The organism is Clostridioides sp. LIBA-7678 (assembly GCF_056716065.1).
In genome coordinates this window covers 40,820-63,948 of record NZ_CP196989.1, presented here as the reverse complement: position 1 = coordinate 63,948, position 23,129 = coordinate 40,820, and the positions used below count along the sequence as shown (strand labels likewise).

The 23,129-nt window shown below is 25.8% G+C and carries 17 protein-coding genes; 10 read left to right on the top strand and 7 right to left on the bottom strand.

Translation table 11 applies throughout. The features are described from left to right. The first annotated feature begins 172 nt into the window (after positions 1-172). Positions 173-418, top strand: coding sequence for a helix-turn-helix transcriptional regulator (locus ACTG46_RS20775; RefSeq protein WP_021383410.1), 246 nt, complete (start codon positions 173-175; stop codon positions 416-418). A 22-nt stretch (positions 419-440) separates the two neighbouring features. On the opposite strand, the gene ACTG46_RS20770 is transcribed toward ACTG46_RS20775, so the two are convergent. Then, complete coding sequence (locus ACTG46_RS20770; protein ID WP_021383397.1) at positions 441-650, bottom strand: hypothetical protein; 210 nt, start codon at positions 648-650, stop codon at positions 441-443. A gap of 111 nt (positions 651-761) precedes the next feature. Between ACTG46_RS20770 and ACTG46_RS20765 the strand changes: the two genes are divergently transcribed. Further along, a complete protein-coding gene (locus ACTG46_RS20765; RefSeq protein WP_021383412.1) occupies positions 762-1,007 on the top strand; it encodes a helix-turn-helix transcriptional regulator in 246 nt (81 codons plus the stop codon). 154 nt (positions 1,008-1,161) lie between these two features. Here ACTG46_RS20765 and ACTG46_RS20760 read toward each other — a convergent pair whose 3' ends face one another. Both ACTG46_RS20760 and ACTG46_RS20755 read right to left on the bottom strand, forming a co-directional pair. After that, a complete protein-coding gene (locus tag ACTG46_RS20760; RefSeq protein WP_102822216.1) occupies positions 1,162-2,289 on the bottom strand; it encodes a M56 family metallopeptidase in 1,128 nt (375 codons plus the stop codon). Beyond that, positions 2,290-2,658 carry a BlaI/MecI/CopY family transcriptional regulator gene (locus ACTG46_RS20755; RefSeq protein WP_479924289.1) on the bottom strand — a complete coding sequence of 123 codons (369 nt, stop codon included), beginning with the start codon at positions 2,656-2,658 and terminating at the stop codon, positions 2,290-2,292. It abuts the gene before it with no gap. Positions 2,659-3,089: 431 nt separating this feature from the next. On the opposite strand from ACTG46_RS20755, the gene ACTG46_RS20750 reads away from it, so the two are divergent. After that, positions 3,090-4,205, top strand: a complete 1,116-nt coding sequence (locus tag ACTG46_RS20750; RefSeq protein WP_102822214.1) for a tyrosine-type recombinase/integrase — start codon at positions 3,090-3,092, stop codon at positions 4,203-4,205. 299 nt (positions 4,206-4,504) lie between these two features. Here ACTG46_RS20750 and ACTG46_RS20745 read toward each other — a convergent pair whose 3' ends face one another. The 3 genes from ACTG46_RS20745 to ACTG46_RS20735 all read right to left on the bottom strand — a co-directional run bounded on the left by ACTG46_RS20745 (position 4,505) and on the right by ACTG46_RS20735 (position 9,595). Next, on the bottom strand, positions 4,505-7,150 hold the full coding sequence (locus ACTG46_RS20745; protein ID WP_479924288.1) for a binary toxin-like calcium binding domain-containing protein: 2,646 nt from the start codon (positions 7,148-7,150) through the stop codon (positions 4,505-4,507). 41 nt (positions 7,151-7,191) lie between these two features. Continuing rightward, positions 7,192-8,574 carry an ADP-ribosyltransferase gene (locus ACTG46_RS20740; RefSeq protein WP_102822212.1) on the bottom strand — a complete coding sequence of 461 codons (1,383 nt, stop codon included), beginning with the start codon at positions 8,572-8,574 and terminating at the stop codon, positions 7,192-7,194. A gap of 259 nt (positions 8,575-8,833) precedes the next feature. Then, positions 8,834-9,595, bottom strand: a complete 762-nt coding sequence (locus ACTG46_RS20735; RefSeq protein WP_054269367.1) for a response regulator transcription factor — start codon at positions 9,593-9,595, stop codon at positions 8,834-8,836. A gap of 308 nt (positions 9,596-9,903) precedes the next feature. On the opposite strand from ACTG46_RS20735, the gene ACTG46_RS20730 reads away from it, so the two are divergent. From ACTG46_RS20730 to ACTG46_RS20710, 5 genes are all read left to right on the top strand, one after another. After that, entirely contained in the window at positions 9,904-10,458 is a 555-nt protein-coding gene (locus ACTG46_RS20730) for an RNA polymerase sigma factor (protein ID WP_102822211.1), read from the top strand. Between the two features lie 331 nt (positions 10,459-10,789). Continuing rightward, a complete protein-coding gene (gene tcdB, locus ACTG46_RS20725) occupies positions 10,790-17,893 on the top strand; it encodes a glycosylating toxin TcdB (RefSeq protein ID WP_479924287.1) in 7,104 nt (2,367 codons plus the stop codon). A gap of 181 nt (positions 17,894-18,074) precedes the next feature. Continuing rightward, positions 18,075-18,497, top strand: coding sequence for a phage holin family protein (locus ACTG46_RS20720; protein ID WP_330400438.1), 423 nt, complete (start codon positions 18,075-18,077; stop codon positions 18,495-18,497). Between the two features lie 3 nt (positions 18,498-18,500). Then, complete coding sequence (locus ACTG46_RS20715) at positions 18,501-19,259, top strand: peptidoglycan recognition protein family protein (protein ID WP_102822265.1); 759 nt, start codon at positions 18,501-18,503, stop codon at positions 19,257-19,259. Positions 19,260-19,370: 111 nt separating this feature from the next. Beyond that, a complete protein-coding gene (locus ACTG46_RS20710) occupies positions 19,371-19,892 on the top strand; it encodes a hypothetical protein (protein WP_102822264.1) in 522 nt (173 codons plus the stop codon). 284 nt (positions 19,893-20,176) lie between these two features. On the opposite strand, the gene ACTG46_RS20705 is transcribed toward ACTG46_RS20710, so the two are convergent. Continuing rightward, positions 20,177-20,467, bottom strand: coding sequence for a hypothetical protein (locus tag ACTG46_RS20705; RefSeq protein WP_102822263.1), 291 nt, complete (start codon positions 20,465-20,467; stop codon positions 20,177-20,179). Positions 20,468-21,688: 1,221 nt separating this feature from the next. On the opposite strand from ACTG46_RS20705, the gene ACTG46_RS20700 reads away from it, so the two are divergent. Beyond that, positions 21,689-22,774: an Rpn family recombination-promoting nuclease/putative transposase gene (locus tag ACTG46_RS20700; protein WP_479924286.1), complete on the top strand. Its 1,086-nt coding sequence runs from the start codon at positions 21,689-21,691 to the stop codon at positions 22,772-22,774. Positions 22,775-22,911: 137 nt separating this feature from the next. Then, positions 22,912-23,055 carry a hypothetical protein gene (locus ACTG46_RS20695; RefSeq protein WP_158245590.1) on the top strand — a complete coding sequence of 48 codons (144 nt, stop codon included), beginning with the start codon at positions 22,912-22,914 and terminating at the stop codon, positions 23,053-23,055. The last annotated feature ends 74 nt before the right edge of the window (positions 23,056-23,129 follow it).

The window sequence follows — 23,129 nt, the reverse complement described above, 5'->3', positions numbered from 1 at the left end:
AATTAAATTCTTCATTATAGATAAATCAACAAATTCTTAAATAAAACATATCTTAAAAAATTATTTATATATATATATAATTGTAATTCTACAATTACAATTATAATCTGTTTTTCTGTTAAACTCAAAAAGAGTAACTCTACAATTACAAAATTAAAAAGGAGGATAGACTATGCATCAATGGTTTTATCAAGACGACAATTATAATATAGGAAGTGCATTAAAAAGATTGCGTAAAAGAATGGGTTTATCACAAGAACAGGTGTCCTCAAAATTACAAACAATGGGGTACAATGTTTCTAGAGCAGCATATGCTCAGATGGAAAAAGGTACATATGGTATTCGGATAAGTGTGTTAGTTGCACTTAAACAGATATTTGATGCAGAATATGGGGATTTTTTTTCAGACTTGCCTTAAGTTAAGTAAGCCTAAGTAATATTTATTCTATGTCTATTTTATTCTCATCATTAAGAAGGCAATTTAGTCTACACGAAATCATGTAACTTAACTCTTGAAAACCAGCTTTTTCAAGTAGTAACATAATTTTGTAATTATTTTGAGGTCCTGTTTCTCTAGTGCCACATACAATTTCCCATTCATGTGGATATTCTATTGACCATTGTGATAACTCTATATTTTTTTTATTCAAGTATATACACCTCCTATTGTAATTCTACAATTACAATTATAGCTAATATTTATGCTAATATCAAGTAAAATATGTAATTCTACGGTTACAAATACTTAAGGAGGATAGACCATGTCACAGTGGCTTTATCAAGAAAATAATTATACTATAGGAAATGCATTAAAAAGGTTACGTAAAAAAACAGGCTTGTCACAAGAGCAAGTATCTTCAAAGTTACAAATAATGGGGTGCAATGTTTCTAGAGCAGCATATGCTCAAATGGAGACAGGTACATATGGCATTCGGCTAAGTGTGTTAATTGCACTTAAATATATATTCAATGCAGAGTATAAAGATTTCTTTTCAGACTTGCCTTAAAATTAAATTTAATATGTATTATATCCCTTAATAATAAAAAGGTATGTATAGCACATACCTTTACTCAGTCAGTGTGAAATTTTTATAAATATATCTGATTATATCATAGTAATAATTAAAAATAAAACATTAATAAAAACGTTTATATAGAATATTATTCTATTGTATTGTCTGTATTATATATCTCTATTTTATCAGTATCTCTAGGAACTTCACCTATTTTTTTACATTTTTCTTCATAAAGTTTTCTTACATGTTCTGGAGCTGTCGCATATGTATAATCTGTAGTTTCAAAACTAAATCCAGTACTTGGTACAACAGTTTTATTTTCAGATAAACTTTTCTTTTTTAGTGGTGCTTGTGCATTCACATCAATAAAAGAAAAACATGAACCTATAAATATTAGAATAGCAAGGATTATTCCACGTTTACCTCTTCTTTTTCCAATACTTTTTATTCTTATCTCTAAATTTGTTTTTGTAAACTCTGTTGCCAACATACCCATTTTATTGAGATTATTTAGCTCAATTGCACGTAAAATAGTTAGTGCATATTCTTTTTTCTGTTTAGATGAACATTCATTAATAACACTTTCATCACAACATAGTTCACAATCAGAATCAATTTTCTTGCTCATAATATAAACAAAAGGATTGAACCAATAAATAGCTTTTACAAAGACTACTATAAATTTTATCAAGATATCTCTATGTTTAAAATGTGTTAACTCATGTTTTAAAATCCAATAAATATTTTCTCCATCATATGGAAGGTCCAATAAAAATATATATGGTTTAAATAATCCTACACCTGCTGGACTGGCTAATTCATCTGTATACCTTAGAGGAATATTGTTTTTTATATTTAATTCAGATAATAACTCTCTGTAAGTACTATTTATATTTTCATCTTCAACCTCGAAAGAAGTATCAACAATAAGATTCTTAAATTTTACATATTTAATTAATAGACGAGCTAAATAAAATATAACTCCAATTATCCATATACATATAAATAAAAGTGTAAGGTTTTTGTTTGGATGATTATTATTAAAATTAGTTATATTATCAATTAGAGTATAACTTTCTTTTGTTTTTGTTTTAAATTCAATTGAACAAGAAACAGGAAAAAGTAACATTCTAAAAAGAATAATTAGCCAAATATAATAATTAAACTTTTTACTAAATATTTTAAATATACATGTTTTGAGAATTATCAATATACAAATACCTAAACTACTTATTAATGTTGTCTTTAATAAATTTTCAAATAAAACATTCATTTATTTCTCCAAATCATTCGCTATTTCTATAAGATGCTCAAATTCTTCTTTTTTTAAGATATTATCTTCATATAATGAAAGAAATAGACTTCCTACTGAATTATTATGCAAGTTACTTACAAAATCTTTTGTTACATAGTTTAAGTATTCTCTATATTCAATTATAATTTTATAATGTGTATATCTATCAATTTTTTCAGCTGATAAAAATTTTCTTTTAACAAGCTTTGATAGAAGTGTTAGCGTAGTTGTCTGCTTCCAATCATATTCATTTTGCATTGCTTCAATAACCTCTTTAGAAATCACATTATCATTTTTCTTCCAAATAAATTTCATTACTTTTAATTCTGCATCTGGTATTTTCTGCATAATAAATCCCCCTAAAGTATATTGCATTTTAATACTGTAAAATAAAAATAATTATATTAATAAAAATCTTATCTATTAAGATAATAGTACACGAATAATTAAGAATATTCTATACAAAATTTAATATTAGTCACTATAAAAAATAATGACCTTCTAATAGCCATTTAGAAACGAATATTTTTTATCGCTTTATAATTTATCCTATGGCAAATTATAATGCCTTAAAATCGAAATTTATATTTAATTATTAAAATAATAACTAATATCATAGAATTATTAATTCTATGATATTTTTTTATAACTATTTATATTACAAGGATATATAATTAATATTCTTATAATTTTCAGTTATAATTCAGCAAAATCACACTTTTATTTATTTTTTAATGGTATAATTAACATATAAAGCTTTTTAAGAAAGGTGGTTTTCTATGACTGGGTTCATAAGAATTGTAAATAAAAAGTACATAGTCTACTTAGAATATAAAGATGAACTTACTGGTAAGAAAAAACAAAAGAACATGGGTTCTTTTACTAAAAAAAGAGAAGCTAATAAAAGATTGGCCGAAGTAAAAGATAGTATGTATAAAAATAACATACTAATCCCAAATAATATTTTATTTGAGAATTTTTTAAAAACATTTATAGAAGAATATAAATCTAAATGGTCCATAACTACCTATAGTAAATATATCAATATATGTAATAAATATATAATAAAATATCTTGGTAAAATGAGAGTTCAAGATATTGATACAATACATATACAAAATTATATAAACACCTTGTCAGATACTCTAAGTTCTAAAACCTTAAAAATACACATTAATATAATGAAACTTGCATTTGAAAATGCTTTTGACTTAAGAATAATTGATAAAAATCCAACTAAAGGAATAGATATAGTTAAATCAAAGAAATTTAAAAATGAAATTTATGATGAAGAACAAATAATAAGATTATTAGAAGCCTGTAAAAATACCGCTTTAGAGCTTCATATAAATTTAGGTGTTGGTCTTGGTATGAGGATATCTGAAATATTAGGTCTTTCATGGGAAAATATAGACTTTGAGAGAAAAATAATTTCAATAGAGAAAATCACTGCAAAAGTTAATGGAGAAGTCATACTGAAGGATACCAAAACTGAGAGTTCAATCAGAAAGATATCGGCTCCAGATGAAATAATGAATCTCATATTAAAACATAAATTGGAGCAAGAAAGAGAGCTACTGAATATTGATATAGAAAATAAATATAATCTATTATTTATTAATAAGAAGGGTTCTCCTATAGATGAAAGTGTTATAAGTCATAGATTTAGAAGATTCCTGGAATATGAGCAACTTCCTCATATTAGGTTTCATGATTTAAGACATTCACATGTTACGTTACTTATGAACTCACATATACCTATAAAAGTTATTTCAGAAAGAGTTGGCCATTCAAATGTTAATACCACTCTGAATATATATTCTCATGTACTTGATGAAATGGATAGAGAAGCTTCAGATAAAATTGCAAGCAAATTATATAAGGATGAATCATAAGGGGAAGATTTACAAAGAGCTATAAATGGAAGATAGAGAGTCATTTTCATAAAATTAATTTTAAAATTTACTAATATTTAAAATTAATAAAAAAATACCATAAGAAAATCGTTGAAAAATATAATTTTCTTATGGTATAAATTATATATTGTATTTTAGGGAGTTTGAAGTGGCTTTATTTTATACTAGTTAATACTAAGTACTAGTATCTCTCTATTATCTAAAGTAACTTCATATATTTTAAATTTTTTATATCTTATAACCTTATTTAAATTAGTTTAATAGGTTGAGAATTATATTTATTTATGATATTCATAAACGAGTACTTCTCTATTATCAGGTGTAACAGCATATATTTTCATTGGCTTATATGTTAATACATTTGCTAAATCTGTATCATAAGTTTTAAAGTTTATATAATTAGTTTTAGGTTGATTTTCATCTCCTCCATAATTACGCATTTCTTTTTCTCTAGTACCTATGTCTTTGTACACTCCATTTCCTGTAGAATCTTCAAGAGTCGCATATACATGGTATTTATTAATATAATTAAGTACATCTTTATTAGTATCAGTAGGCTTAAAGTAATATCCTTTAAAATAAGATTGACCAGTACTCATATTCCATTCAAAGTCTGCATAGTATGTTTTATGTGCATCTATTATTTCTTGATCAGTTGGGACTTTAATCTCTGGCTCTTTAAGTACTTCAGGTGTACTATTTAATTCTGTAATAGATAAATTATCTAAAAATATTGCTCCACTACCATTTAAAGTTATTTCTATATCAGAAGAATCTTTTCCAGTTGTTTCAAATTCATAACTAAACTTTGTATAATTCTTTTCTGGTACTAAATAATCTGTTTTATCTTCCTTTGCTTTTATATTTACAGATATTGAATTAGATACTGAAGGATCTTTTGAATATCCACTAAAAACATAACGCTTATAAGGTTTTAATTTAGACATTGGTATTGTAATCTTAGTCTGTCCATTGAGTTTATTTGCTGCCCCTCGTAAGCCTTCTTTATTTATAGTATTAATATTACTCCATTCACTAGGATAATTGTTATAACCATCAAAATTAGTAAAGTATGTTGGTGTTTTTATAAGTATATTCATACCTCTCTCAAGTTTAACATTATATATTTTTTTATCATCTAAAGATTTTAATCTCTCTTTAATTGTATCAGCTGTATAATTATCAAATACAAGTTCAACACAACTTTCATCTATTGGTGTCCCATTAAAATATAATAAACCATCTTTTTGAGTAGCACCAAATGCTTTTTCAATTGCTTGACCAATTGTAAGTTCTGGAGTTTTATCTTCTGGCTCATATGAATCTTTAGCAGCAACACGTCTCTCATAAGTTTCATTTCCTATATCTAGTATAAAAGATGCAGATATGCTATCAACTTGACTTATATAGTCTGACCAACTATTTCCTTCTGTTACTATTTGTCCTTGACTGTTTTTTGTACCAAAGTTTCCACTTACTTGCGTTGTTTCTAGTTTAATTTGTTTCCCAGAATCTAATTTTTTCATTTGTTCATAATTTAATGGTATTAATCTAGAACTGAACTGGTCCATTGTATTAAGTGCTAAAGGAGATACCCCTTTTTTAGGATATGTGTCATTAGGAGATAAATTGTTACCAATTTGATTTTCTTGTGCTTTAATAGTTGATAGTGTATCTCCATCTAACACTAAGTTTGTTGTTGGTGTTACTTTATACATAGGTGCAGTACCTGTGTTATAGTATCTAACATTAGCATTTATATATGCTGATTCACTTTTGCTTATTTGTAAACCTGTATTCCAAGATTCCCCATTACTATCTTGTACAGCTGTTGAATTATCTGTTGTATGAGAATAGTTTGCTGTTACACTTCCTGTGAAACCATTTTGATATCCAGCAGTAACAGATACGCCTACTGTATTTGCATCAGTTTTACTGTTTGTAGTAGCTCTAGAAACTGTTTTACCAACATCAGAAGATGCATGCTCATTTGTAGACAATATTAATTTTTCCATACCAACTCCAACTACTGGATAAGCTGCAACTAGTGGATCTCTTGCTTCTTTACTTATCGCTTTATCAAATGTGCCAGATGCCTTTTCATAATCTGTATATGGGTCTCCAGCAGTATTTGGCTCTAAGTAGTTTGATACATATTTTTTATATCCTTGTTCTGCAAAACTATCTTCCCATTTTACTGCAATTAAGTCTTTTATAGTATATCCATTTCTTTCATATGCATCTGGTATATTATCATTATCTGTATCTAAGTCTTCATCTTCCCAATCAGACATCAAATTTGGATCAAAGAAATTATTATTTGGAATAAATGGATCATTTTTCTCTATTTTTGAGTAATCTCTTAAAAATAAATTTTCTTCTGGTATAATTGTTTTGTTACCATTTGATTCCCAATAAAGTTTAGGTGACGATAGATTATCTATAGTTCCTAGATTGTTGTCTTGCAATTCTATTCTAATTTTATATTCCTTACCCTTTTCCATTTTAGCTTTAATTGTGTTTGCAACATCACCTTTAGCATCTATCTGCATCAAGATATCTTCTCTATCAGTAGACAGTGTATATTCTCCATCCATTGATGGAATTATTCTTCCTGTCCAGCGTATAGATTTTACATCTGATACATCTTTATCTAAAAGCTTATCTACCTTCTTTTCTTCAAATTTCAAATTACCATCTTTTATTGGAGCCATTAATTCTAGATCTTTAAAATGTTCATCTGTGAAATAATATCCCATTAATCCATTACTTGGGAGTGTATCTTCACTTACAACTTCTCTTTTCTTAGTAGAGTGATAATTATTATTAGTTTGTGCATATACAGGATATGCTAGAGCTTGACTAACGATAGCTGTAAGTGTTAAAAAACTCAGTAATTTTTTATTTTTCATTTGTACCTTCATTTTTTCTCCCCCTTATATTAGAAATATTATTAAATTAATTGTTAATTTAATAATGTTGCATCAACAATTAATTTTGTTGTAGTTTTATCTTTATAAGTATCAACTTTATTAATCTTAAACTTACTACCATGGTTTAACAAAACCTCATATTCTCCACCATAGCCAGGTATAGCTGATAAGTAAGCACCAGGAGAACCTTTAGGTATACTTATACGTAGTACTATTTTTCTAGGAGCAAATGCACTCATGTTTGCACTGCCTATACTAGTACTTACAAAATTTTGATATGTTAATGTTTGTCCTTCCCATTTTTCCTTAAATGCATTTACATTTGCTTCTATATTAAAATTGTATCCTGGTGATGAAATTTCTAAACCGAATTCAGGAGCTCCAGCTCTTCTATATACAGTTAAATTTGATGGAATAGGCTTACTTTTTAATGCATTTTCTATATTATTTATTTGAGAATCTAATTTTGGGTCAGGATTATTTGTTGGTCCATTTTCTAACAGATATTTATTGATAGCGACATAGTCTCCACGCATATAACCATTTATATCAGCAAGTTGTTCAGGAGTCAATTTATTACTCCAGTCATTATAATTTTCTTTTCCCCAAGAATCTCCTTTGGCTACATCTTCTTTAAAATCAAGACTACTTACTAAAGATGCCTCAACTTTTATATATTGTTTTCCGCCTATAACTATACGAACTGTTTTATCAACTTTAACACTATATCCTTGTTCTATTAGTGTACTTACAGATTCATTACTTTGTTGATATGGTAACATCCCAGTTCCTTTAGGTAATTTTAAATGTACAAGTAATGGTGTAGGTTTACTGTCTTGATTGCCTGGTTCATATAAAGATATATCTTTAAATCCGTCTTGTTTAAATAATCTGTCTTGAACAGTATCTTTAAATTCATTAAATTTCTCTAAACTGATTTCATTTTCTGTATTTCCTCTAATTTCGCCCTTAAAAGCAAATCTATCAGCAGATTCAAAATAGTAAACATACATAGGTTTATCTAACTTGTTTTTTGATATCGCACTTTTAAGATCCTTATAATCTTTTTCAAAAGGATTCTCTTTTATTTCATAGTCATAAAAATAATTTCTTTCTCTAGAATACTTACTTATTTCTGATGCATTTTTCTTATATTCTGCTAAAGCTTCTTTCTCTACTTTTTCAAGACCCTTTTCAACCCTTTCAGCTTCTTTTCTTTCCCATTCTTTAGCTTTTTCCTTATCTTTAAAAAAATCTTCTGGTCTTTCTATTCCTGCCTTATAAGCAGTGGTAGTTATTTTTTGAGGTGAATATTCTACTAAATTTTCAGCATAAGTTCCTCCACTGAATAAGAGACTTGTTAAAATAAGACTTAGTACTAATATTTTAGAAATATAACTTCTAATCTTTTTCATTTAAAATACCTCCTCACATTATTTTAAATATTTATTAATTTAATTATATAATCTAAATATAAAAATATTAGTTAGATTTCAAAATCAATATTTTAGTGGTCATTAAATAGTTTATTCGACACAAAGAAATTGTTTAAAATATAAAAAAATAATTTTTCTGCTTTGAAAACGGGTTTTTAGGAAATAATATAATAATTTATGTAAAATAGCATATTAAAAAAGGTATAAAATAACGTATTATTTTACACCTTTTTATATCTTAAACTGATACTTCTTTCATTCTAAGTTGTTTTTTTACAGATTGTAGAGATCTATCAGATATAGGACATTTATCTCCATTACTCATTTTTACAAATTTTCCTTTTACATTTAGAGAAATTATATGCTCTCTATTAACTATAAATGATTTATGTATACGAAATAGACATTCATCTAAATCTACTATAGATTTTAAACTTCTGTATAATTCGATTTCTTGTTCTTCAGTTACTAATTTTATTTTATGAGGGGCAGTACATGTTTCAAAATAAATTATATCGCTAAATGGGATTCTCCAAAGCTCAAATTTTCTATAAATAACAAAAAAATTTTCTGGATAATTTATTTCCTTTAAATATCTTTCATGAGAGGTTTTAATACAAGCTCTTATTCTGCCTTCAGCAATATCCATATCGTATTTAGATATAAAATCCATAGCTTCAAGCCTATAATAAAAAATACTCATACTTATTTCAACATAATTTGAAATAAATATAATAGGACTTAAATAGTCATTTCTTCTAATTTCTTGGGCCAACCATAGTCCATCACACATATATTTATTTAAGTTATATTCAAAATCAACTCCAATAAAAAATATCCTTACTTTATTTTTTGCATCAATATCCTTTAACAATAAATCTACATTATGATATAGTTTTACAATATCATTATCAAATCCCTCTTTAATTAGTATGTTATTTATACAGTCTTTTAACTTTCTTCCAAAATTTACATCGTTATCAAACAATAATATATCCATTCATATTCCTCCTATTACAATAAAATTTTCGAATATTCAAAAAAAAGAAAAATATATAAATATATATATATAATATAACGTTTTGCAAACTACATCAATAAAATATTTTGTTTTTGTAGTTTACAAATAAAATATTTTTTTTCTTTATTCACTTAATTTATTAAAATACATTTCTAAATTTGTTAATTAAGTCAATTTTTAAATTATATATATTCTAGAAACTATTGCAACTATATAATTTATTTATGCATAAATGTTGTCAAATCCCAAAAAAAAATATCATTATACATATAAAAGGGGATGATTTTATGCAAAAGTCTTTTTATGAATTAATTATTTTATCAAGAAGTAATTCAGCAGAAAATTTACAAGAACTTCTAATTACATTTAAACCATTAATAAAAAAACTTAGTAAATTTTTATATTATGAAGAGGGAGAAACAGACTTAATAATATTTTTTATTGAGTTAATAAAAAGTATTAATTTAAATAACTTCACAAAACAAAATGATGCTATTATAGTTAAATATATTCATAAATCTTTATTAAATAAGATGTTTCAGTTGTCTAAAAAACAATCTAGATCAAAACTTCAGTTCTTAGAACTTAATGAAAATATGCTGAATTTAAGAAATAATTATCCAAATGAGTATATATTTGAAGAAGATATTTGTTTTCAGGAATATATTTTTAACGAACTATCTGGTATTCAGAGAAAAGTTATTTTTTATAAATATTTAGAAGGATATTCTGACATAGAAATATCAATAAAATTAAAAATATCAAGGCAAGCTGTCAATAAAGCTAAAAATAGAGCCTTTAAAAAAATAAAAAAGGACTATGAAGATTATTTTAATTTATAACTAATGTATTTAAAATAATGCTTGCTCATTGAAATAAGATTTTAAAATTAAAATTAATTTAAAACTGATAATTTAATTCAAGAATATCTTAATTTTTTATATTATACTTACAAAAATGTTTACACATTTGTCTAAAATAATATCCTTATTCAATAGAAGATCAAATTAATCAATTTAATATCTTCAATTTAAAATGTTAGGAAGTGAATATATATGAAAACTTAAATTAAGATTAATCTATTCTTCAATTAGAAAGGAGGATATATAATAAAATTTTATAGTTTATAGGTAGAATAATCCAATAAAAATAAATAGTAAAGGAGAAGTTTTTATGAGCTTAGTTAACAGAAAGCAATTAGAAAAAATGGCAAATGTGAGATTTCGTGTTCAGGAAGATGAATATGTAGCAATATTAGATGCATTAGAAGAATATCATAATATGTCAGAAAATACTATAGTTGAAAAGTATCTAAAATTAAAAGATATAAACAGTTTAACAGATACCTATATAGATACATATAAAAAATCTGGTCGAAATAAAGCCTTAAAAAAATTTAAAGAGTACTTAGTTACAGAGATATTAGAATTAAAAAATAGCAATTTAACTCCAGTCGAGAAAAATTTACATTTTATATGGATTGGAGGGCAAATAAATGATACTGCTATTAATTATATAAACCAGTGGAAAGATGTAAATAGTGACTATAATGTTAATGTATTTTATGATAGTAATGCATTTTTGATAAATACATTGAAAAAAACTATAATAGAATCCGCATCAAATGACACTCTTGAATCATTTAGAGAAAATTTAAATGATCCTGAATTTAACCACACTGCATTTTTCAGAAAGCGTATGCAAATAATCTATGATAAACAGCAAAATTTCATAAATTACTATAAGGCTCAGAAAGAAGAAAATCCTGACCTTATAATTGATGATATTGTGAAATCATATCTTTCAGATGAGTATTCAAAAGATATAGATGAACTTAATGCTTATATTGAAGAGTCATTAAACAAAGTCACAGAAAATAGTGGAAATGATGTTAGAGACTTTGAAGAATTTAAAACTGGAGAAGTATTCAATTTATATGAACAAGAGCTAGTAGAAAGATGGAATCTTGCTGGTGCATCTGATATATTAAGAGTCGCTATATTGAAAAATATTGGTGGAGTCTATCTAGATGTTGATATGTTACCAGGAATACACCCCGATTTATTTAAAGATATAAACAAGCCTGATTCAGTAAAGACAGCTGTAGATTGGGAAGAAATACAATTAGAAGCCATAATGAAATATAAAGAATATATACCAGAATATACTTCAAAACATTTTGATACATTGAATGAAGAAGTTCAAAGTAGCTTTGAATCTGTTCTAGCTTCTAAGTCTGATAAGTCAGAAATATTTTTACCACTAGGAGATATAGAGGTATCACCTTTAGAAGTAAAAATTGCATTTGCCAAAGGTTCTATTATAAATCAAGCTCTAATTTCTGCAAAAGACTCATATTGTAGTGACTTACTAATAAAACAAATCCAAAACAGATATAAGATACTGAATGATACTTTAGGTCCAATTATTAGTCAAGGTAATGATTTTAATACTACAATGAACAATTTTGGTGAAAGTTTGGGAGCTATAGCTAATGAAGAGAATATAAGTTTTATAGCAAAAATCGGAAGTTATTTAAGGGTTGGATTTTATCCTGAAGCTAATACTACAATTACTTTAAGTGGTCCTACAATATATGCAGGAGCTTATAAAGATTTATTAACATTTAAAGAGATGAGCATAGATTCTTCTATATTGTCATCTGAGTTAAGAAATTTTGAATTTCCTAAGGTTAATATATCTCAAGCAACAGAACAAGAGAAAAGTAGTTTATGGCAATTTAATGAAGAAAGAGCTAAAATTCAATTTGAAGAATACAAGAAAAATTATTTTGAAGGTGCGCTTGGAGAAGATGATAATCTTGATTTTTCTCAAAATACAGTAACTGACAAAGAATATCTTTTAGAAAAGATCTCTTCATCAACGAAGAGTTCAGAAAGAGGATATGTTCATTATATTGTTCAATTACAAGGAGATAAAATTAGCTATGAAGCAGCATGTAACTTATTTGCAAAAAATCCTTATGACAGTATACTATTTCAAAAAAATATAGAAGATTCAGAAGTAGCATATTACTATAATCCTACAGATAGTGAAATACAAGAAATTGATAAGTATAGAATTCCTGATAGAATTTCTGATAGACCTAAGATTAAATTGACACTTATTGGTCATGGCAAAGCTGAGTTTAATACTGATATATTTGCAGGTCTTGATGTGGATTCATTATCTTCAGAAATAGAAACAATAATAGATTTAGCTAAAGCAGATATTTCTCCTAAATCTATAGAAATAAACTTACTGGGATGTAACATGTTTAGCTATTCTGTAAATGTAGAAGAGACTTATCCTGGAAAATTATTACTTAGAGTTAAAGATAAAGTATCAGAATTAATGCCATCTATAAGACAAGACTCTATTATAGTAAGTGCAAATCAATATGAAGTTAGAATAAATAGTGAAGGAAGAAGAGAATTATTGGATCATTCTGGTGAATGGATAAATAAAGAAGAAAGTATTATAAAGGATATTTCATCAAAAGAATATATATCATTTAATCCTAAAGAAAATAAAATTATAGTAAAATCTAAAAATTTACCTGAATTATCTACATTATTACAAGAAATTAGAAACAAGTCTAATTCAAGTGATATTGAACTAGAAGAAAAAGTAATGTTAGCAGAATGTGAGATAAATGTTATTTCAAATATAGAGACACAAGTGGTAGAAGAAAGGATTGAAGAAGCTAAAAGCTTAACTTCTGACTCTATTAATTATATAAAGAATGAATTTAAACTAATAGAATCTATTTCTGATGCACTATACGACTTAAAACAACAGAATGAATTAGAAGATTCTCATTTTATATCTTTTGAGGATATATCGGAGACTGATGAAGGCTTTAGTATAAGATTTATTGATAAAGAAACTGGAGAATCTATATTTGTAGAAACTGAAAAGGCAATATTCTCTGAATATGCTAATCATATAACTGAAGAGATTTCTAAGATAAAAGGTACTATATTTGATACTGTAAATGGTAAGTTAGTAAAAAAAGTAAATTTAGATGCTACACATGAAGTGAATACTTTAAATGCTGCATTTTTTATACAATCATTAATAGAATATAATAGTTCTAAAGAATCTCTTAGTAATTTAAGTGTAGCAATGAAAGTTCAAGTTTATGCTCAATTATTTAGTACTGGTTTGAATACCATTACAGATGCAGCCAAAGTTGTTGAATTAGTATCAACTGCATTAGATGAAACTATAGATTTACTTCCTACATTATCTGAAGGATTACCTGTAATTGCAACTATCATAGATGGTGTAAGTTTAGGTGCAGCAATCAAAGAGCTAAGTGAAACAAGTGACCCATTATTAAGACAAGAAATAGAAGCTAAGATAGGTATAATGGCAGTAAATTTAACAGCAGCTACAACTGCAATAATTACTTCATCTTTAGGAATAGCTAGTGGATTTAGTATACTTTTAGTTCCTTTAGCAGGAATTTCAGCAGGTATACCAAGTTTAGTAAACAATGAGCTTATCCTAAGAGATAAAGCAACAAAAGTTGTAGATTATTTTAGTCATATATCATTAGCTGAGTCTGAAGGAGCATTTACTTCATTAGATGATAAAATAATGATGCCACAAGATGATTTAGTAATATCTGAGATAGACTTTAATAACAATTCAATAACTTTAGGTAAATGTGAAATATGGAGAATGGAAGGTGGTTCAGGTCATACTGTAACTAATGATATAGATCACTTCTTTTCATCACCATCAATAACATATAGAGAACCACATTTATCTATATATGATGTATTAGAAGTTAAAAAAGAAGAACTTGATTTGTCAAAAGATTTAATGGTATTACCTAATGCTCCAAATAGAGTGTTTGGCTGGGAAACAGGATGGACACCAGGTTTAAGAGGCTTAGAAAATGATGGTACAAAACTGTTAGACCGTATAAGAGACCAGTATGAAGGCCAGTTTTATTGGAGATTTTTCGCTTTTATAGCTGATGCTTTAATAACAACATTAAAACCAAGATATGAAGATACTAATGTAAGAATAAGTTTAGACAATAATACTAGAAGCTTTATAGTCCCAGTGATAACTACAGAATATATAAGAGAGAAATTATCATATTCTTTTTATGGTTCGGGAGGAACTTATGCATTATCTCTTTCTCAATATAATATGAATATAAACATAGAATTAAATGAAAATGATACTTGGGTTATAGATGTCGACAATGTTGTAAGAGATGTCACTATAGAATCTGATAAAATTAAAAAAGGAGATTTAATAGAAAATATTTTATCTAAATTAAGTATTGAAGACAATAAAATTATTTTAGATAATCATGAAATTAATTTCTCTGGAACATTAAATGGAGGTAATGGATTTGTATCTTTAACATTCTCAATCTTAGAAGGAATAAATGCAGTTATAGAAGTTGATTTATTATCTAAATCATATAAAGTTCTTATTTCTGGTGAACTAAAAACATTGATGGCAAATTCAAATTCTGTTCAACAGAAAATAGATTATATAGGATTGAACAGCGAATTACAAAAAAATATACCTTATAGTTTTATGGATGATAAAGGAAAAGAAAATGGATTTATTAATTGTTCTACAAAAGAAGGTTTATTTGTATCTGAATTATCTGATGTAGTTCTCATAATTAAAGTTTATATGGACAATAGTAAACCTCCATTTGGATATTATAGTAATGATTTGAAAGATGTTAAAGCTATAACTAAAGATGATGTTATTATATTAACAGGATATTATTTAAAAGATGATATAAAAATCGCTCTTTCTTTTACTATACAAGATAAAAATACTATAAAATTAAATGGAGTATATTTAGATGAAAATGGAGTAGCTGAAATATTGAAATTTATGAATAAAAAAGGTAGTACAAATACTTCAGATTCTTTAATGAGCTTTTTAGAAAGTATGAATATAAAAAGTATTTTCATAAAATCCTTAAAATCTAATGCTAAGCTTATATTAGATACTAATTTTATAATAAGTGCTACTACTTCTATTGGTCAATTTGAGTTTATTTGTGATAAAGATAATAATATACAACCATATTTCATTAAGTTTAATACGTTAGAAACTAAATATACTCTATATGTAGGTAATAGACAAAATATGATAGTAGAACCAAATTACGATTTAGATGATTCTGGAGATATCTCTTCAACTGTCATTAATTTTTCTCAGAAATACCTTTATGGAATAGACAGTTGTGTTAATAAAGTTATAATTTCGCCAAATATATATACAGATGAAATAAACATAACACCTATATATGAAGCAAATAATACTTATCCAGAAGTGATTGTATTAGATACAAATTATATAAGTGAAAAAATCAATATTAATATCAATGATTTATCTATACGATATGTATGGAGTAATGATGGAAGTGATTTTATTCTTATGTCAACTGATGAAGAGAACAAGGTATCACAAGTTAAAATAAGATTCACTAATGTTTTTAAAGGTAATACTATATCAGATAAGATATCTTTTAATTTTAGTGATAAGCAAGATGTATCTATAAATAAAATTATTTCAACATTTACCCCTTCATATTATGTGGAAGGATTACTTAATTATGATTTAGGTCTGATTTCTTTATACAATGAGAAATTTTATATTAATAACTTTGGAATGATGGTGTCTGGATTAGTATATATTAATGATTCATTATATTATTTCAAGCCACCAATAAAGAACTTGATAACTGGATTTACAACTATAGGTGATGATAAATACTACTTTAATCCAGATAATGGAGGAGCTGCTTCAGTTGGAGAAACAATAATTGATGGCAAAAACTACTATTTCAGCCAAAATGGAGTGTTACAAACAGGTGTATTTAGTACAGAAGATGGATTTAAATATTTTGCTCCAGCAGATACACTTGATGAAAATCTAGAAGGTGAAGCAATTAATTTTACTGGCAAACTAATTATTGATGAAAATATTTATTATTTTGGAGATAATTATAGAGCAGCTGAAGAATGGCAAACATTAGATGATGAAGTGTACTATTTTAGCACAGATACAGGTAGAGCTTTTAAAGGGCTAAATCAAATAGGTGATGATAAATTCTATTTCAACTCTGATGGTATTATGCAAAAAGGATTTGTTAATATAAATGATAAGACATTCTATTTTGATGATTCTGGTGTGATGAAGTCAGGATATACTGAAATAGATGGAAAATATTTTTACTTTGCTGAGAATGGAGAAATGCAAATAGGAGTATTTAATACAGCAGATGGATTTAAGTATTTTGCTCATCATGATGAAGATTTAGGAAATGAAGAAGGTGAAGCACTTTCATATTCTGGTATGCTTAATTTCAACAATAAGATTTATTATTTTGATGATTCATTTACAGCAATAGTTGGATGGAAAGATTTAGAAGATGGTTCAAAATATTACTTTGATGAGAATACAGCAGAGGCATCTATAGGTATATCAATAATCAATGATGGTAAATATTATTTTAATGATTCTGGAATTATGCAAATTGGATTTGTCACTATCAATGATAAAGTATTTTATTTCTCTGATTCTGGAATAGTAGAATCTGGAATGCAAAATATAGATGATAATTATTTCTATATAAGTGAAAATGGTCTAGTTCAAATAGGAGTGTTTGACACTTCAGATGGATATAAATACTTTGCTCCAGCTAATACTGTAAATGATAATATTTATGGACAAGCAGTTGAATATAGTGGCTTAGTTAGAGTTGGTGAAGATGTATATTATTTTGGAGAAACATATACAATTGAGACTGGATGGATATATGATATGGAAAATGAAAGTGATAAATATTATTTCGATCCAGAAACTAAAAAAGCATATAAAGGTATTAATGTAATTGATGATATAAAATACTATTTTGATGAGAATGCCATAATGAGAACAGGTCTTATAACATTTGAAGATAATCATTACTATTTTAATGAAGATGGTGTTATGCAATATGGTTATCTAAATATAGAAGATAAGATGTTCTACTTTAGTGAAGATGGTATTATGCAGATTGGAGTATTTAATACGCCAGATGGATTTAAATATTTTGCACATCAAAATACTTTAGATGAGAATTTTGAAGGAGAATCAATAAACTATACTGGTTGGTTAGATCTGGATGGTAAAAAATACTATTTCACAGAGGAATATATTGCAACAACTGGTTCAGTTACAATTGATGATGAGGAGTATTATTTTGATCCTGACACAGCTGAATTAGTAGTTAGTGAATAAATCAACTATATGATTTTATACTTGAATATAGAAAAAATGATTAATCAAATAAAGTTTTCTATCTAAAATAGAGATTTGAGAATAAAAAGGTGAACTATAGTTAATATATAGTAGTTCACCTTTTATATCCATAATAGTAGGAAAAATTTATCTTACTATAAAACCAGGAGGAATCATTAACATGACAGTATTTTCTTTGGTAGATAATATATTTATAAAATTAGTTATTTTAACCATTTCATTTGATACGTTATTGGGATGCTTAAATGCAATAAAAAATCATAAGTTTAATTCAAGTCTTGGAATAGATGGAGGAATTAGAAAAGTAGCAATGATAGCATGTGTATTTTTTTTGTCAGTGCTTGATGTTCTTACAAATTTCAACTTCTTATTTATGCTACCACAGGACTGGATCAACTTTCTAAAATTAAATCGCCTTGGAATATCTGAATTTTTCTCTATTTTATTCATTTTATATGAAAGTGTAAGTATATTAAAAAATATGTATTTATGTGGATTACCAGTACCTAAGAGATTAAAGGAAAAAATAGTAGTTTTACTAGATACAATAACAGATGAATTGAATGTTAAGGATGGGAAGTAAGCAATGGTAGATATAATAAAGATGTTAACAAATAAAAAGTGTTATCCAAACAAAAATAGCCCCAAATTTATAGTTATACATGAGACTGACAATGAGGACAAGGGAGCAGATGCTAAGAGACATGCACAAGCACTTAATAATGGTAACTTAGAAGCAAGTGTTCATTATTATGTTGATGATAAAGTAATATATCAAACACTAGACCACAAAAATGGAGCTTGGGCAGTTGGTAAAAGCTATGGTACTGCACTAATTCAAGGAGTAACAAACTACAATAGCATAAACATAGAAATATGTGTAAATAAAGATGGAAATTATACAAAAGCAAGACAAAATGCAATAGATTTAACTAAAAAGTTAATGAAAGATTTAAATATAAGTTCAGACAAAGTGATTAGGCATTATGATGCTAAGAAAAAATATTGTCCTCGTAATATACTTGATAATCCTTCTCTATGGATAGATTTTAAAAATCAAATAAAAAATAGTAAAAAGGATGATAAAATAATAAGATACACAATTGTTTATGATGGAGAAGTGGATAAAATATCAGCTGAAGTCATTAGTTGGAATTATAAAGAAGAAGAATATTTAGTATGTGATATAAGAGATTACAAACCAGGCATGACACAAAATTTATATGTTGTAGGTGGAAGAGCATGTGAGAAGATAAATTCTATAACTAAAGAAAAATATACTATGATAAAAGGCGAAGATAAATTTGATACACTTTACAAGGCATTAAAGTTCATTAATAGATAGAGTTGGCAGCTTTAACATATATTCAGTAAATTTGTCTAAAGTAATGAAAAATGACATTAAGTAAGCTATACTTATAATGTAGAATATAAATAATTGGAGGGATAGACCAATATGTTTCAAATAGAAGTTGGTAAAAAATTAGAAGCAGAAGTACCAGATGGTTTAAGTATTACTTTTAGTGAAACTGGATTTAGAGCTATATTTAAATTAGACAATTTATCAGAAAAAGAAATAATGGAATTTCGAAAAGGTAATTTAAGAATAGATGTATCTTTTTTAGACAAAATTATTTTCTTCGTATTTACAAATACAATGGGTATAGGAGATGCAGATATACCATTTACAATTCATTTATCTAAATGTAAAGAATTTCAAGAACTTGAAGAAAATGAAGGATATGCAATGGATCTAATGTTAGTAGAAGCTAATAATAATATTGTAAAAGGTTTCAGACGTGTTGGTCTTAATGTAAATACATCTAAATATTTAAAAAAATGTGCAATGGAACAATTATCACATGATTTTAATAAGGATGAACATGTGAGAAAGATCAAGGAAATACAAAGAAAATACAACTCAAGAGAAATAAAAAAATTAGCAGGAGCATATTCTAAGTTTGAAAGAAAACAGTAATTATAATATAAGTATTAATAAATCATTGCAAAAAAAATTAATTATGTTTTATTCAAAGAAGATGTGAAAATAAATGACAATGTAGCTTTAAAAAATACATTGACACTGATAATATTATAGAGTTAGATATATGATTTGTACATATAAAGAGAAATAAAATATCTTAATTTAGTATTGTATAGAGAGTTACTTGATTAAAATTAAAATAAAAGCTACAGGATAAGAAAATCTGTAGCTTTTTAAGTTATTATTTATTTGATTAGTTTTAGCTTTGTTATATTTATCTAATTTATAAATTTAATTATAATATATGCTAATATTTTTGCTACAAACCATTTAAATTCAGGCTCGATTCCTAAATCCATTAATATATGGGAGATAAGAATTTCAATCACTTTACCTAAGAAAATATTTATAAACCTCGGAAATTTATAAGGTATTTTATGATTCATTATTAATATTTTGTTTACTTTTAAATTAAAGTTAATACAATTTTGTTTTCCATCGCAATATTTTAAAACTAATTTTAATTTACGTTTACCCATCCCATTAGTTTTAATCTTTCTTTTTTTCATATTTTTTTCCTCCGTTATTTGTAGTCAACATAAATTCGTAATAATTAATCGAAATAATCACAGAAATTTACATTGCTATATATATCAAGAAAATATGAAAAAAAAATTGCTGATTTTTTTGCTTTTTTATTTTTAAAGTTTTTTAATAAATCTGATTCGAATTAGGTTTTTTAATGTATAATTTAATAAGAAATTGATAAAGGAGAATTTTATGCTATTATTAAATATAATTTTTATCTGCATAGTATTTTTTATTTTATGTTTTTTTTTAAAAAACAAATTTACTTTTATGTGTACACTAATCACATTAACTTTTTACACATTTTTAATTTCATTTATAAGTTTATTCATTTTAATAAATTATAAATTTATGAAATCATCAATATTAGTATACTTTATACCTACATTTTCATTAATTGCATACTTATATTTTGGTGTCTTTATTAATAAAATAATGCTTATCTTTTTTAGTAGAAAATTTTATGCATTAAAAAATATTGAATATAATTTCAATATTTTAAGATACCATTTAATTTTAATTTTTGTAATACTCTTTATCTATTTAAATATTAATGGCTTTTTTTATAAAAAAGATTTAAATGACACAGTTTTTTTAGTGAGAAATGTTTTTTTTACAATCATTCCATTAGCTATGATAAATATAACTCCTATATTTGATATAGATTCTTTGTCAAATATATGGATTAAGAGATTTGAGCCTACAAAATAATATACTTAAAACAAATGATAGTTTATCAATATAAGGAAATGAGTCCTGCTTTAAGAATTCATTTCTTTATTCAGCTTTTCTTACCTTTACTCCTTCTTTTTCGTTACTTAACCTTTTAAACTCCAATATATTAATAAATATATTCCCAATTACTCGTCTTTTAATCTATTAGTAATATAGAGCTTATTGTTTAAAGTGTTTAGTCATATATGCTGACTAATTGCTTTCCTGCATTTTTCAATTTTAAATAATTCAATTACTTTTATACCTCAAAAACATTTATATTAAAGTGCAGTAGGTCCTAATATATTAAAAGATTTTTCAAAAAAAAAATAAATCTGCCCCATATTATTTATGTAAATAAAAAATAAGCTATTTTAAGCAAACAAAGAATTAAATTGCATTAGTCAATTAAATAATGAGGGGGGTAATTATATTAAAAAGAGATTAATTAAGAAAAAATTGGTATAATAAAAAAAAGAGGTGTTAAAATGAAACAGATATTAGAAGAAAAGTCTAAAATTACTAAAATATCAAAGGAATATAAGCGAACTAGAATTGAAGAAAAAAACAGAGAATGGACTCAAAAACTAAATGATATACTCAGTAAGGGTGATTTTTCTAATGAGGAATTACATAAAATCAAAAATTTAATTCCAGAAGAGATATTGACTAGTGAAAATGTTGGCGAAGTTGTGACAGAAGATGGTTACGCTAAGCCTGAATATGACGAAGTATTTAAATCATTATTTACTTTAAATAATGATTACGATTTACTCATTAACTTTATCAATGATATTCTCAAAGATGCTCCACATGCTAATAGAAATATTAAACCTTTTACTCAAATAAAAAAAATAATCCGAGTTGAAACTGATCCAACGATTAATTATGTTGGTGAGAAAAGACCTAGACTTGATATTTTGGCTGAAGATGAAGAAAATAATCACATTAATATTGAGATGCAAAGAGCTTTTGAGGACGATTACTTAGAAAGAGCTGAATATTATCTTAGTCGTGTGCATGGTAGAAAATTAGAAGAAGGTAAAGAATACAAAGAAATTGGAAAAACTATTGGAATACACATATTAAATCATGTAAAATATAATCAAATAGATGATTATATAAATTGTATGAGACTAACTATGGATGGTCATCCAAATATTTATTCAGAAAAAACGGCATTGTACTTTGTAGAGCTTCCTAAAATTAACAGACATAACAATATAGTAAATAGAATCATGTTGTGGGGAAAATTAATTAGTAATCCTTCTAATTTAGATGTTAGGTTTATAGCTAAGAATGATTCTGTTGTTAAGAAAGCTTTAGATAGGCTAAAAGAGCTAGGAAGCAATGAAGAATATTTATTAAATCTGAAAAGAGGTGCATATATTATGAATAAAAGTAGAAACTTCAAGGAAGAAATTTTTAATGAGGGTATCGAAAAAGGGAAAAGAGAAGAGAAATTTAATTTTATCATAAAGTTAAAAAATAAAGGTTATAATTTAAATGAAATATGTGACATTATAGATGATTTAAATAAATCAGAGGTCGAAAAAGTATATAATCAAAACTAATAAAAATAAAACATTAACTAAATAGTTAATGTTTTATTTCTTTAAATCTAAATGTAATAGTTTCGCAGTTATATTTTACTCCATAAAATAATAGTTCACCAAGAAATGTTAAACTTGAATAAAGGTGGTATATTTATATGAGTAAAATAGAAAATGTAATTAAAATTATATTACTTCTAAGAAAAAATGAAAATTTAAACTCTAGTGAAATATACAAAACTAGGTATACTGGAGAGAAAAGTAAAGGAATATATATGTCAACTAAGAAAGGCTGGAGTTGACATCAAAAGTAAACCAGGTATTAAGGGAGGATATTGTATAGAAGAGTGTTCATTTTGTATTAGATAAATGAAGA